The organism is Muribaculum gordoncarteri, from assembly GCF_004803695.1.
Lineage (GTDB): Bacteria > Bacteroidota > Bacteroidia > Bacteroidales > Muribaculaceae > Muribaculum > Muribaculum gordoncarteri.
This window is the reverse complement of record NZ_CP039393.1, coordinates 2,297,417-2,311,430: the sequence shown is the minus strand read 5'-3', so window position 1 is coordinate 2,311,430 and position 14,014 is coordinate 2,297,417. Positions and strand designations below refer to the sequence as shown.

The 14,014-nt window shown below is 52.4% G+C and carries 11 protein-coding genes; 10 read left to right on the top strand and 1 reads right to left on the bottom strand.

The window, feature by feature from the left end:
- Positions 1-5: 5 nt before the first annotated feature.
- From E7746_RS10290 to E7746_RS10250, 9 genes are all read left to right on the top strand, one after another.
- Entirely contained in the window at positions 6-1,358 is a 1,353-nt protein-coding gene (locus E7746_RS10290) for a sigma-54-dependent transcriptional regulator (protein ID WP_136410720.1), read from the top strand.
- The gene (locus E7746_RS10285) at positions 1,355-2,662 is read left to right on the top strand and encodes a sensor histidine kinase (protein ID WP_136410719.1); all 1,308 of its coding nucleotides are present in this window, start codon (positions 1,355-1,357) and stop codon (positions 2,660-2,662) included. Before E7746_RS10290 ends, E7746_RS10285 begins: the two co-directional genes overlap by 4 nt.
- 147 nt (positions 2,663-2,809) lie before the next feature.
- Positions 2,810-3,328: an outer membrane beta-barrel protein gene (locus tag E7746_RS10280; protein WP_136410718.1), complete on the top strand. Its 519-nt coding sequence runs from the start codon at positions 2,810-2,812 to the stop codon at positions 3,326-3,328.
- 207 nt (positions 3,329-3,535) lie between these two features.
- Complete coding sequence (locus E7746_RS10275; RefSeq protein WP_136410717.1) at positions 3,536-5,344, top strand: AMP-dependent synthetase/ligase; 1,809 nt, start codon at positions 3,536-3,538, stop codon at positions 5,342-5,344.
- A gap of 50 nt (positions 5,345-5,394) precedes the next feature.
- Positions 5,395-6,517, top strand: a protein-coding gene (prfB, locus tag E7746_RS10270; RefSeq protein WP_136410716.1) for a peptide chain release factor 2 whose coding sequence is annotated in 2 segments (ribosomal slippage) — positions 5,395-5,457 and positions 5,459-6,517 — 1,122 coding nt in all. Because the reading frame shifts where the segments join, the coding sequence is not laid out codon by codon here.
- Positions 6,518-6,523: 6 nt separating this feature from the next.
- Positions 6,524-7,315 carry an acetylglutamate kinase gene (argB, locus tag E7746_RS10265; protein WP_123395750.1) on the top strand — a complete coding sequence of 264 codons (792 nt, stop codon included), beginning with the start codon at positions 6,524-6,526 and terminating at the stop codon, positions 7,313-7,315.
- A 61-nt stretch (positions 7,316-7,376) separates the two neighbouring features.
- Positions 7,377-8,390, top strand: a complete 1,014-nt coding sequence (locus E7746_RS10260) for an aspartate-semialdehyde dehydrogenase (RefSeq protein WP_123395751.1) — start codon at positions 7,377-7,379, stop codon at positions 8,388-8,390.
- Between the two features lie 154 nt (positions 8,391-8,544).
- Entirely contained in the window at positions 8,545-10,713 is a 2,169-nt protein-coding gene (locus E7746_RS10255; RefSeq protein WP_123395752.1) for a cation:proton antiporter, read from the top strand.
- A 22-nt stretch (positions 10,714-10,735) separates the two neighbouring features.
- On the top strand, positions 10,736-11,656 hold the full coding sequence (locus E7746_RS10250) for a tRNA-dihydrouridine synthase family protein (protein ID WP_168184362.1): 921 nt from the start codon (positions 10,736-10,738) through the stop codon (positions 11,654-11,656).
- A gap of 2 nt (positions 11,657-11,658) precedes the next feature.
- Here the strand turns inward: E7746_RS10250 and E7746_RS10245 are convergent, their stop codons facing one another.
- A complete protein-coding gene (locus tag E7746_RS10245) occupies positions 11,659-12,837 on the bottom strand; it encodes a putative sugar nucleotidyl transferase (RefSeq protein WP_136410715.1) in 1,179 nt (392 codons plus the stop codon).
- A gap of 201 nt (positions 12,838-13,038) precedes the next feature.
- Between E7746_RS10245 and E7746_RS10240 the strand changes: the two genes are divergently transcribed.
- A complete protein-coding gene (locus E7746_RS10240) occupies positions 13,039-14,013 on the top strand; it encodes an energy-coupling factor ABC transporter permease (RefSeq protein WP_238337173.1) in 975 nt (324 codons plus the stop codon).
- Position 14,014 lies beyond the last annotated feature (1 nt).

Genomic DNA, 14,014 nt, shown 5'->3' with positions numbered 1-14,014 from the left:
CACCGATGATACTTATAATTGACGATGATAGGGCGGTGTGCCTGTCGCTTGAGCTGCTGTTGAAGCGTGCCGGCTATGAAGTGACTTCGGTAAGCAATCAGGCCGATGCCATTGACTATGTTCGCGGCAACTCTCCGCAGCTGGTGTTGATGGACATGAACTTCTCGCGTTCGACTTCGGGTGACGAGGGGCTGATTCTGCTCCGTCAGGTAAAGCTGTTTCGCCCGGCCGTCCCTGTAATCCTCATGACGGCATGGGGCAGCATTCCCCTTGCGGTGCAGGGCATACAGGCGGGTGCAAGCGACTTCATCACCAAGCCGTGGAACAATCAGCTGCTTCTACAGCGCATAAGCACGCTGCTCGACATCGCCGGCCGTGACGATGAGGGCGGGGCGGCGGTTGACTCCGATGGATTTGACCGCTCGTTCATCATCGGCAACAGTCCCGAGCTGCTTGCCGTGCTCGACACCATCAAGAGGGTGGCCAAGACCGACGCCTCGGTGCTGATAATGGGCGAGAACGGAACCGGAAAGGAGCTGATAGCCCAGGCGCTCCATGTCAACAGCCGACGCAAGAGCAAGCCCTTTGTCAAGGTGAATCTCGGAGGTGTGTCACACTCGCTGTTTGAGAGCGAGATGTTCGGACACAAGAAGGGTGCCTTCACGGGTGCCACCGCCGACCGTGAAGGGCGCTTCTCGGTGGCCGACAAGGGCACGATATTCCTCGACGAGATCGGCGACCTCGACATGAGCTGTCAGGTGAAGCTGCTCAGGGTGCTTCAGGAGCACACTTTCGAGGTGCTCGGCGAGAGCACTCCGCGCAAGGTCGACATAAGGGTGGTGTGTGCCACCAATGCCGATTTGGCGCAGATGGTGCGTGACCGCACATTCCGCGAAGACCTTTTCTACCGCATAAATCTTATTACCGTGACGCTGCCTCCGCTGAGGGAGCGTCGAAGCGACATTCCGCTCCTCGTGCGCTACTTTGCCGACGAGATATGCCGCCTCAACGACATGCCGCCGGTGAAGATAGCCAAGACGGCGATGAGCTATCTGTCGAAGTTGCCCTATCCGGGCAACATTCGCGAGCTTAAGAATCTGGTCGAGCGCACTCTGCTCGTGGGTGGAGCCGATGAGCTGAAGGCGTCGCACTTTGAGCGTCAGTATGCGCAGCAGTCGTCGGAACTGCCCGGCAAGATGATGTCGCTCAACGGCCTCACGCTCGATGAAATCGAGAAGCGCACGATTGTCGACGCGCTTGAGAAGTACAACAACAATCTGTCGCAGGTGGCACAGGCGCTCGGCATAACCCGCCAGTCGCTCTACCGCCGCATGGAAAAATACCACATCGGCCTATGAAGCTGAGATGGATGTTTGCTCTCGTTGCCTTGATGGTTATCGCTGCGGGTGTCATCCTTGCGATGACCCTCAATGAAGTGTCATCGCAATGGGTAGTCTACATCGTCGAGGGCATAATGCTATTCTGTCTTGTCGTGCTGCTTTTGTTCTATCGCACGACAATGCGACTGATAAGGTCGGTGTCCAACGGTATGGACCTGCTTCGCGAACAGGATTTCAGCAGCCGTCTTGCCCACGTAAACCAGCGTGAGGCCGACCGCATAGTCGATGTGTTCAACCGCATGATGGACAGCTTGAAAAACGAGCGGTTGAAGCTGCGTGAGCAGAATCATTTCCTTGACCTGCTCATAGGTGCGTCGCCGATGGGAATATTGATATTCGACCAGTCGGAGGTAATAACGATGGGCAACAAGGCCGCCGCGTCGTTTTTCGGCTATGACGACAGCAGCGACCTGATAGGGCGCAAGCTCATAGGCATTCCGTCGCCACTTGCCGCAGTGATAAAGGGCATGCAGCCCGAAACGATAGAAACTGTGCGCCTCAGCAACTCCAAGATATACCGCTGTTCGCGGCTGTCGTTCATGGACAGCGGATACGCCCACCCGTTTGTGCTCATCGAGCATCTTACATCCGAAATGGTCAAGGCCGAGAAGAAAGCCTACGAGAAGGTGATAAGGATGATAGCCCACGAGGTCAACAACTCGGTGGCCGGCGTAAACTCCACGCTCGACACCGTGGCTTCGATGCTCGAGGAGGAGAGCGACGACGCGCTGCACGCCACGGCCGATGTGCTGAGGGTGTGTCAGGAGCGTTGCTTGACCATGAGCCGGTTCATAACTTCCTATGCCGATGTCGTGAAGATACCCGAAGCCAACCTGATGCTTACCGACCTCAACGAGCGTGTGTATGCCTGCAAGGAGTTCATGGAGAGCATGTGCAACGAGCGTGACATACGCCTCCACGTGCAGCTGTGTGACGAGTGTGTGCAGGTTAAGATCGACAACGTGCTCTTTGAGCAGGCCCTTGTCAACATCCTCAAGAATGCCATCGAGAGCATCGGCAGCGACGGCGATGTCTACATCACCACCACCGCCAAACCGGCCACACTCACTATTGCCGACAACGGGGCCGGCATAAGCCCCGACATAGAAAACAAGCTTTTCAGCCCCTTCTTCTCATCCAAGCCCGACGGACAGGGGCTCGGATTGATATTTATCAGCGATGTGCTCACAAAACATAATTGTTTGTTCTCGTTACGTACTTTTGATGACGGACTTACTCGCTTCAGTATAAGGTTTAAATGATGCGTAATCCCCCGTTCCCGGCGTTAACAAATATTGGGGGAACTGGGGCTAAGTTAAATTTTAACACTTGCGGCGTCAACTTTAACTGATTATAGATGTTATTAAGGTAACTAACGATACTTTCACTTATTTTAAAGACTAACAATTATGAAGAAGTATTTACTTGCGCTGTGCGCTATAATGGGAATCTTTACTGCCGCTCAGGCTCAACGTACTGAATTGACTGTAAGCTACGGCGGATACACTCAGATGGATGCCATGGATTGCCATGACGGCGGTCATGATGTTAACACTGCCTGGGGTGCTCTTAACGTGGGCGTGAATTTCAATGTAGCTCCCAACTTCTGGATTGGCCCTTCCTACACTTTCTCAAGCACTACGCGCAAGCACAATTCCGACAACAAGTTCTACTATCACGCAATCATGCTTAACGGTCGTTACAACTATTACCGCAATTCAATCGTGACATTGTACTGTAAGGGCGGTATCGGAACAATCATCTCGCACCAGACATGGGATGACAGCTCCAAGAACAACGGCTACTTCGCATTCCAGATCAACCCGCTGGGTGCTCAGGTGGGCATAAGCAATGTCGTTTCGATGTTTGGCGAGCTTGGTTTCGGTGCTCAGGGTTTGCTTCAGGTCGGATTCAAGTTTAATCTGTAATACTCTATTTATTGTCGATTCAAGGCGGATTGCTTGGCAACCCGCCTTTTTTGTGTTGCGGAGCAGGTGTGAATATGAAAATTTGTTAAATGTGCAAGTGTAATCAATCATGGGTTGTAAATGAATGTTAACCCGTGGCTCGATTTCTCGCGTTTAGCTGTTAAATAATAAGGTAAGTGTATAACTTTGTCGCTAAATTTTGTATTTATGCCAAATATATTGACAAGCTTAATAGGCAAGCAAACCTTGAAGTACGGCGAGCGCGCTGCATTTAGCTTTAAGGCTGAGCCGCAGGGAAAGTGGATTGACACATCCTGGAATGAATTCAGCCACAAGGTCGACATGGCTGCATGCTCATTAGAGATACTGGGCATGGAACCGGAGGCTACTGTTGGAGTCTTCTCGGCCAACCGTCCTGAGATACTTATTACCGATTTCGCCGCCTTTGCCAACAGGGTGGTGCCGGTTTCCATATACTCGACAAGCAGTGAGGAGCAGGTTGAATACATAGTCAACGATGCCCGCATCAATATGCTCTTTGTGGGAAACGAGGAGCAGTATCACATAGCCCGAAAGGTTCAGAAACGCAGTCGTCACATTCAGCAGATTGTAGTGTATCAGAACATAAATCTGCAGCCCGACGATTGCCGCACGATGACATTTGAGTCATTTCTGAAACTCGGAGAGGCCGCAGGTGAGTCATGTCACGAAGTCGTTGAGTCACGCAGGTCGTCGGCCACAGGAAGCGACCTTGCAACTCTGCTCTATACTTCGGGTACTACCGGTGAGCCCAAGGGTGCGATGCTTACTCACGACTGCTTCAATGCCGCGCTTGACATTCACCTTGAGCGATTGCCGATGTTGTCTGACAAGTATACTTCGATCTGTTTCCTTCCGTTGAGTCACATCTTTGAGAAGGCGTGGACATTCTTCTGCCTGTTGAAGGGCATGAAGGTGTACATCAACCATGACCCGCGTGACATCCAGAATTCGATACGCGAGGTGCATCCTACATGTATGTGCAGTGTGCCGCGTTTCTGGGAGAAGGTCTACGCTGCGGTTCAGGCCAAGATTTCACGCATGAATCCGTTGCAGAAGCTGCTCGTGAAGCGTGCTCTTAAAGTGGGTGCCCGTCGCAACCTTGATTATGTGCGCCTCGGCCGCAAGGTTCCGGCATGGCTTGCCGCACAGTACCGTTTCTACGACAGCAAGGTGTTTGCGCCCATGCGTAAGGTGATAGGCATTGAGCACGGAAACATATTCCCGACCGCCGGCGCTCCGCTGTCGGCCAACATCGTGGAGTTTCTGCACTCGTGCGGTATAAACATCGTGATAGGTTACGGCTTGTCGGAAACCACCGCCACCGTTACGTGCTTCCCCACCGTGGGCTACGAGATAGGCACCGTGGGCACCGTACTTCCGCGAATACAGGTGAAGCTCGGCGCCGATAACGAGATACTGGTCAAGGGCCCCACCGTGATGACGGGTTACTTCAACAAGCCCGAGGAAACAGCCAATGCGTTTACCGAAGACGGATGGTTCCGCACAGGCGATGCCGGAGTGATCGACGACACCGGCGCACTCATCCTCACCGAGCGCATAAAGGACCTGTTCAAGACCTCCAACGGAAAATATATCGCTCCGCAGGCTATCGAGAGCCGTCTGGGCGAGGACAAGTACATCGAGCAGGTGGCTGTGATAGGCGACCAGCGTAAGTATGTGACTGCGATTATAATACCCGCCTTTGAGGCTCTTAAGGAGTATGCCCGCAAGAAGAAGATTCAGTACAAGTCGGTCTACGACCTTGTCAACAACAGCGAGATACGCCGCATGATACAGGAGCGCATCGACAAGCTTCAGAACGGATTTGCCAACTATGAGAAGGTGAAGAAGTTCACGCTGCTGCCCAAGGAGTTCTCGATGGAAACCGGCGAGCTCACCAATACGCTTAAGATACGCCGTCCGGTGATCAATCGCAAGTACGCTCACGAAATCGAGGCGATGTACGCTCAATAATTGACGAATTACATTTTTTCAACAAAACAACATATACATATAAATTTGCTATGATAACTTTCGAGCAGCTAAAAGAGACGATAGAGCGCAAGGATGCGCTGGGGAGGTATCTTTGACATCGACAGCAAGCGTGTCGAAGTAGAAGAGGAGGAGTTGCGCACTCATGTACCCGATTTCTGGGAACATCAGAAGGAGGCGCAAGCCCAGATGAAGAAAGTAAAAGAGCTGCACCAGTGGATTGACGGCTACGATGAAATAGACAAGGCGGTGGGCGAGCTGTCGCTTGCATGGGACTTCCTGAAGGAGGGACTCGTGGAGGAGAGCGAGCTTGACACAATGTATGCCGATGTGATTTCAAAGCTGGAGGCCATGGAGCTGCGTAATATGCTGCGCCGCGAAGAGGACTCTCTCGGTGCGGTATTGAAGATAAATTCAGGCGCGGGCGGAACCGAGAGCCAGGACTGGGCGTCGATGTTGATGCGAATGTATCTGCGTTGGTGCGAGTCCAAGGGCTATAAGACCGCCATTGCCAACATTCTTGAAGGTGATGAGGCTGGAATAAAGTCGGTTACGATTGAGGTCGACGGACCGTTTGCCTACGGTTACCTTAAGAGTGAAAACGGTGTGCACCGTCTTGTGAGGGTGTCGCCCTACAATGCACAGGGTAAGCGAATGACATCGTTTGCCTCGGTGTTTGTCACTCCGCTTGTCGACGACACAATCGAAGTGAAGGTTGAGCCTGCGTTACTGTCGTGGGACACTTTCCGAAGCGGCGGTGCCGGCGGTCAGAATGTGAACAAGGTTGAGTCGGGCGTGCGCCTGCGCTATCAGTTTACCGACCCCTATACCGGCGAGAAGGAGGAGATTCTCATTGAAAACACCGAAACCCGCGACCAGCCCAAGAACAAGGAGAACGCCATGCGTCAGTTGAGGTCGATACTCTATGACAAGGAACTCCAGCATCGTCTTGCCGAGCAGCGTAAAATCGAGGACGGCAAGATGAAAATCGAGTGGGGCTCGCAGATAAGGAGCTACGTGTTTGACGACCGACGGGTCAAGGATCATCGCACCAATTGGCAGACGAGCGATGTGAACGGCGTGATGGACGGTGATCTTGACGGATTTATAAAAGCCTATCTTATGGAATTTGCCGCTGAAGGCGACAATGCTTAATGTGGGATGACAAAGGACAAACTTACTATAGTTAAGGTTGGCGGAAAGATTGTCGAGGAGGAAGAATCCTTGCGTCAGCTTCTTGCCGACTTCGCCTCGATAGAGGGATTCAAGCTTTTGGTACACGGTGGGGGACGGTCGGCCACAAAAGTGGCTGCCGACCTCGGCATCGAAACCAAGATGGTCGACGGACGAAGGATTACCGACGACGACATGCTCAAGGTGGTGACGATGGTCTATGGCGGCCTTGTCAACAAGAGTGTCGTTGCACGACTGCAGTCGCTCGGAGTGGATGCTCTGGGAATGACCGGTGCCGACATGAACATAATATTGAGCCGCAAGCGCCCGGTAAAGAGTGTCGACTACGGCTGGGTGGGCGATGTTGAGCGCGTCAACGGCGAGGCTCTTTCAGCGCTGATACGCTCGGGCGTGGTGCCTGTTATCGCTCCTCTGACTCATGACGGTGAGGGACATCTGCTGAACACCAATGCCGACACGATGGCCGGCAGCACGGCGCGGGGGCTTGCTCCTTACTTCGATGTGCGCCTTGTGTTCTGTTTTGAAAAGCCCGGAGTGTTGCGTGACGAAAACGATGACGATTCGGTGATAGCGCGAATCGACCGAGCCGCTTTCGGTCAACTTAAAAATGAGGGAATTGTGAGCGGAGGGATGCTGCCTAAACTTGAGAATGCTCTTGATGCAATAGACTCGGGTGTAAGCGAGGTTATCATCACAAAAGCATCGTCACTCGGCAATCTTGATGCCGGAACCCACATTGTAGATAACAAAATGATATAATTTTTTGTGTAAAAGAAGTTTTTAGCTAATTTTGCAGCGAATTTAAGAAAAACGGTAATCTATGAGAATTGCTATTGTAGGAGCGAGTGGAGCTGTAGGTCAGGAATTCCTGAGAGTGCTCGACGAGCAGAATTTTCCGATTGACGAGTTATTGCTTTTCGGCTCAAGCCGCAGTGCAGGACGCAAGTATACTTTCCGAGGAAAGGATATCGTAGTCAAGGAGCTCAAGCATAACGATGACTTTGAAGGCGTTGACATCGCCTTTACATCGGCAGGAGCCGGCACTTCGCGTGAATATGCTTCAACTATTACAAAGCATGGAGCTATCATGATTGACAATTCAAGCGCATTCCGCATGGACGAGGATGTGCCTTTGGTGGTTCCTGAGGTTAACGGTGATGATGCATTCAACACTCCCCGTAACATAATAGCAAATCCCAACTGCACCACAATCCAGATGGTGGTCGCTCTCAAGCCCCTCAACGACATTTCGCCCATAAAGCGCGTGCATGTGGCAACCTATCAGGCAGCCAGCGGCGCAGGTGCGGCTGCAATGGACGAGCTTATGGAGCAGCATGCGCAACTTGTGCGCGGCGAAGAGCCCACGATTGAGAAGTTTGCCTATCAGCTCGCTTACAATGTCATCCCTCAGGTCGATGTGTTCACCGACAACGGTTACACCAAGGAGGAGATGAAGATGTATAACGAAACCAAGAAGATTATGCATGCTCCCTCGCTCGATGTGAGCGCAACCTGCGTTCGTGTCCCCGTGATGCGTGCTCACTCCGAATCAATCTGGATTGAAACCGAACAGCCTATTTCGATAGAGCAGGCCCGTGAGGCATTGAGCAACGCCGAAGGAGTCGTAGTGCTTGACGATCCCGCACAGAAGAAATATCCCATGCCCCTTGATATAGCCAACGAGGATCCCGTATACGTGGGTCGTCTTCGCAAGGACTTGACTTGCGCTAACGGACTTTCGTTCTGGGTGGTTGGCGACCAAATCAAGAAAGGCGCAGCACTGAATGCAGTGCAGATTGCCCAATACATGATTGCCCACGGCAAGAAATTTTAGGCAATAATTGGAAAGAACCTCTGTACAAATAAGATTTATATTAATTTAAGCCTTTATTTTATTAAGGAAGGGAGTCGGCGAGAGCCGCTTCCCTTTTTTGTTATTGCGAAAAAATGTTTAATTTTGTAACAGTAAAAAATATCGAGCCACAATTATGATGCTTAAAGCGACTTTGCCCCTGGTGACTGATCCGGTACTGATATTCTTCATCGTACTGGTCATAATTCTGCTCGCACCGCTGTTGCTTAACAAGTTGAAGATTCCCCACATCATAGGAATGATTGTGGCGGGTATTGTCGTGGGCCCTTACGGAATAGGATTGCTTGAGCGTGACGCCAGTTTCGAGATATTCGGTCAGGTGGGTATCCTGTACCTTATGTTTCTTGCGGGAATCGAGATTGACATGTATCATCTCAAGAAGAATCTAAGCAAGGGACTGTGTTTCGGAATGTACACCTTCATGGTGCCTATGATAGTGGGTACGCTCACATCGGTTTATCTGCTGCACTTCGACTGGCTCACTTCGATATTGCTGGCTTCGATGTATGCTTCCCACACTTTGATAGCCTATCCGATAGTTTCTCGTTTCGGACTCACCAAGTCGCCGGCTGTCATCATAACCATCGCCGGTACCATCGTTACGGTGCTTGGCGCGTTGATTGTGCTTGCCGGGGTTGTGGGCATCTACAACGAGGGATCGTTCAATGTAGCCGACCTGCTCAAGCTGTTGCTGATGCTTGTCGTCTACTGTCTTGTGATAGTATATGTGTTTCCCCGCCTCACTCGGTGGTTCTTTAAGAAGTATAGCGACAATGTGACGCAGTTCATATATGTGCTTGCAATGGTGTTCCTCGCCAGCTATTCGGCCAAGATGATAGGGCTTGAAAGCGTGCTCGGAGCCTTCTATGCCGGTCTTGTGCTGAACCGTTACATCCCCAACATGTCGTCGCTGATGAACCGCATCGAGTTTGTGGGTAACGCCATCTTCATTCCATACTTCCTTATAGGAGTGGGCATGCTGATAAATGTCAATGTCATCGTGTCAAACTGGAACACCGTCTACGTGGCGGTGGTGATGTCGGTTGTCGCCACGCTGGTTAAGTGGCTTGCCGCGTGGCTCATGCAGAAGAGCTATCGCATGACCTCGACCGACCGCAACATGATGTTTGGCCTATCCAACGCTCAGGCGGCCGCTACTCTTGCAGCCGTGATGATTGGTTTCAACATAGGCATCTTTGACGAATCGGTGCTTAACGGAACGATTGTGATGATACTCGTCACCTGTGCCGTGTCGTCGATAGTGACCGAGCGAGCCGCCGCCAAGATGAAGCTCGATATGCTGCGTGACGATAACTCGTCGCAGATGTCGAGTGAAAACCGCACATGTCACACCCTTATTTCGGTTGCCAATCCCATAACCGCTTCATCGCTTGTAGACCTTGCCATACTGATGCGCAACGAACGCTACGGCAACAAGCTCTATGCCCTCCACGTGCGTAACGACAATTCGGCGGGCTCGAGAGCGATAGGCCGCAATTCGCTCGATGTAGCCGAACAGACGGCTGCAAGCGTCGACACCAAGCTCACGCCTATCGAGCGTTACGACCTGAATGTGGTGACCGGCCTTGTGAATACCATAGAGGAGCGTGACATATCGCAGGTAATCATAGGCATGCATCGCAAAACCACGGTGATAGACTCCTTCTTCGGCTCCAAGGTGGAGCAGTTGCTGAAGTCGACCAACAAGATGATTGTCATAACGCGATGCTTCATCCCGGTGAGCACGATAACGCGAATAGTGGTGTCGGTACCCGATAAGGCTCAGTTTGAAACCGGTTTCAAGGCATGGGTGATGACGATAGCCAATCTCGCCCGCCAGATAGGATGTCGCGTCATATTCTGTTGTCACCCCGAGGTGCAGCCCTACATCAGGGGCGTGTTGCGTCATGAGCGTTACGACATACGCAGTGAGTATCGCGATGTCGAGGAGTGGGATGACTTTGTACTGCTGGCCAACAGGATTCTTGACGATGACCTGTTTATCGTGATCAGCGCACGTCGCACATCGGTGTCGTTTAACTCGTCGATGGACGAGCTGCCGGGATTCTTGCAGAAATATTTCTCGCGCAACAACCTGATAGTGCTCTATCCCGAGCAGTTTGGCGATGAAGTTCCTCTCACATCGTTTGTCGACCCGTTGTCGAGTGACATATCGGGTGCTCCCGGCGGATTGTGGCTCACCATGGCAAGCTATTATCGTCGACTAGTGCAGTTGCGCAAGCGTTTCACCCACCGCAAGAGGGTTAAGAAGATAGACCTTTAGACTGTAGATGTCGACTCACGAAATGAATGTTTACGTAGCACCGCTTCAGGGGTTCACCGAAGCGCCTTTCAGGCATTGTCACGCATCGGTATACGGGGCCGCCGACCGATATTACACTCCTTTTTTGAGAATTGAGCATGGTGAGCCGCGTCATCGTGACATGAGGGATGTCACATCGCAACTGAACGACAATCATGATGTGGTTCCTCAGATAATATTCCGTGACATCGATGAATTTGACCTCCTGATAGGGGCATTGAAGGAGGCCGGTTGCCGCCGCGTCGACCTCAACATGGGGTGTCCGTTCCCGCCTCAGGTCAACAAGGGGCGTGGCGCGGGAGTGTTACGCAACAAGGCGTTACTTGAGAAAGTGGCTGAGCGGATTGACGCAGAGCGTGACATGACATTTTCGGTCAAGATGCGTCCCGGCATATCGGCTTACGATGAGTGGCGTGACATAGTGGACATCATAAACGCCATGCGTCTTGAGCACGTGACGGTGCATCCGCGTGTCGCAGCCTTGCGTTACGGCGGCAGTGTCGACATGGATGCGTTTGCCGCGATGTTCTCGCAATTGCAGCACCGGGTGGTGTATAACGGCGATATAATGTCACGTGACGATGCGGCGCGGATAGCCGATTCATTTCCCGGCCTTGACGGCATCATGATAGGGCGGGGTGTTCTTGCCTGTCCGTCGCTTATCGCCGAGATGCGCGAGGGCAGGGATTGGAGCAGTGAAGAGCGCGTCGATCACCTGTTGCAGCTTCACGCAGGGATATTCCAACATTACAGTACGACACTGTGCGGTGACGCACAGGTGTTGTCAAAAATAAAGCCGTTCTGGGAGTATCTCGAATGGGAGATAGGCCACAAAACGGCTAAAATGATCAAGAAGGCGACATCGATTGAAAAGTATGAAAAGGCTGTCGCCTCAATAGGGTGATTCTACTTGTAGGTTTCGGCTATTTCGTAGATTGAGTTGAAGATTTCGATGTCGACATCGGTAAGCTCGACATGGCGGCGTGCCATTACGCGGCGTGCAATGTCGAAGAATTTGGATAGCGACACATCGTTGAATCCTGCCGCTCCGCCTTCGCTGAACGATGCCACGAAGTTGCGCGGGAATCCCGAGCCGTGGATGTTGCAGCCCACGCCCACTACGGTGGCGGTGTTGAACATCGTGTTGATTCCGGCCTTGGTGTGGTCGCCCATGATAAGTCCGCAGAACTGAAGTCCCGTGCGCAGGAACCGGTGGGCGGGATAGTTCCAAAGCTTGGTTTCGGAATAGTCGTTCTTGAGGTTTGACGCCACGCAGTTGGCTCCGAGGTTGCACCATTCGCCTATTACAGCGTTACCGAGGAATCCGTCGTGACCCTTGTTGCTGTATCCGATCATGACGACATTGTTCAGCTCGCCTCCCACTTTGCAATAGGGGCCTATCGTGGTGGCTCCGTAGATTTTTGTGCCCATGTTGACATAAGCGTGCTCGCACAGAGCCAGAGGCCCGCGAATGCAGCTGCCTTCCATGATTTCGGCCTCACGGCCTATGTATATCGGGCCCTTGTTGACATTCAGTATTGCGGCTTCGGCCTTGGCTCCCTCTTCGAGGAATATCTTGGGCGTTCCGTCGGGGAAGCACGGGTCGCCGATGACGGTGCAGGTCGAGCTGAGCTTTTGGCTCTTGGCGTTACGTGTTATGGTCATGAAGTCGTCGAGAAGAGCCTGCTCGTTGAGCATGAATATGTCGGGAAGCATGTTTATGGCGAGGGGCGCTTCGGCGATTTCCAATGACTCGGCGGGGTTCTCGCCACGGTAGGCGATGGTCTTGCCCTTGCATGTCACGGCTTGTCCCGGATGGAGGTTCTCAAGCATCGTCACAAACTCGGGGGTGGGGCAAACGTTGCCGACTATGTGGTAGTCGTTGTCACGGTCGGCCTCGACGCGGGGATATTTTATCGAGAGGTATTCGGCCGTAGCATAGGAGTAGGTGCCGGGGAAGGCTTTTTCCCATTTCTGGCGGATGGTAAGTATTCCGAATCGGATATCGGATACGGGGCGCGTAAATGTGATGGGGAGAAGATTTTCACGCGTCGCAGTTTCATCGAAAAGAATAATGTTGCGCATTGTGATTGATGATGGTTTTAAATATGTGCAAACATAGCAAAAAAAAGCCGAATCGAGAAATTTGTCACCTTCAATAGCAATTTTTGACAGTGGCGATCCATAAGAGCCGGTAATATTTATTGTCGAACTGGCTCTAAACTTAATGACGGTTGGCGTGTTAATTAATTTAAGAAATAGATTTAACACAGAACGATTATGCACATGGCTGACGCATTGGTGTCGCCGGCAGTTGCCGGTGTCGCCGCAGTAGTATCGGTATCGCTATTGGTGGTCGCTGCGAAAAAAATACGCAAAGAATCATCGGACAGTAGTGTAGTGCCCCTGATGGGGGTGATGGGCGCATTTATATTCGCCGCACAGATGATAAATTTCACCATTCCGGGGACGGGGTCGAGCGGACACATCGTAGGAGGAATACTGCTCGGTGCAATACTCGGGCCATGGGCCGCGCTGCTGACGCTTGCATCGGTGCTTGTGGTCCAGTGCCTTATATTTGCCGACGGCGGCCTTATGGCGCTTGGCTGCAACATACTCAACATGGGAGTAGTGTCGACACTTATAGCTTATCCGCTGGTGTTCAAGCCCATTATGGGACACGGCACATCGACATGGCGCATGATTGTTGCGTCGATAGCCGCAAGCGTGGTGGGACTGGAACTTGGCGCCGTGCTCGTGACGCTCGAAACCGAACTCTCGGGAGTCACGGCGTTGCCTACTGGTGATTTCCTTGCATTGATGACATCGATACACCTGTTTATAGGAATCGGTGAGGGGCTCGCCACTGCCGCCGTGCTCTACTTTGTGCTGCGATACAAGCCTTCGCTTCTCGAATGTCGCGCCGAGGCCGGCGCAGGCCACCGCGGTCACTACGGCAAGGCCGCGATAGTGTTCATCAGCATCGCGCTGCTTCTCGGAGTGGCCTTTACGTGGATTGCATCGAGCAATCCCGACGGCCTTGAGTGGTCGATTGAGAATCTTACGGGAAGCAGTGAGCTGACCGGTGGAGTGGGGAGCAAAGTCGCCGACACCCTTGCGGGAGTTCAGTCCACGACATCACTGCTGCCCGACTACGACAGCACATGGTCGGGAATAATAGGGTGTCTTGTCGTCGTGGCCATAGTGTGGGTCGTGGCTTCGTTGCTCGGCCGACATCAGAGTGTGGGTTCCAAAGCCTAAA

Coding starts and splice junctions, on each gene's coding strand:
- E7746_RS10290 (WP_136410720.1), top strand. CDS start 6: ATGATACTTATAATTGACGATGATAGGGCGGTGTGCCTGTCGCTTGAG.
- E7746_RS10285 (WP_136410719.1), top strand. CDS start 1,355: ATGAAGCTGAGATGGATGTTTGCTCTCGTTGCCTTGATGGTTATCGCT.
- E7746_RS10280 (WP_136410718.1), top strand. CDS start 2,810: ATGAAGAAGTATTTACTTGCGCTGTGCGCTATAATGGGAATCTTTACT.
- E7746_RS10275 (WP_136410717.1), top strand. CDS start 3,536: ATGCCAAATATATTGACAAGCTTAATAGGCAAGCAAACCTTGAAGTAC.
- argB (WP_123395750.1), top strand. CDS start 6,524: ATGACAAAGGACAAACTTACTATAGTTAAGGTTGGCGGAAAGATTGTC.
- E7746_RS10260 (WP_123395751.1), top strand. CDS start 7,377: ATGAGAATTGCTATTGTAGGAGCGAGTGGAGCTGTAGGTCAGGAATTC.
- E7746_RS10255 (WP_123395752.1), top strand. CDS start 8,545: ATGATGCTTAAAGCGACTTTGCCCCTGGTGACTGATCCGGTACTGATA.
- E7746_RS10250 (WP_168184362.1), top strand. CDS start 10,736: ATGAATGTTTACGTAGCACCGCTTCAGGGGTTCACCGAAGCGCCTTTC.
- E7746_RS10245 (WP_136410715.1), bottom strand. CDS start 12,837: ATGCGCAACATTATTCTTTTCGATGAAACTGCGACGCGTGAAAATCTT.
- E7746_RS10240 (WP_238337173.1), top strand. CDS start 13,039: ATGGCTGACGCATTGGTGTCGCCGGCAGTTGCCGGTGTCGCCGCAGTA.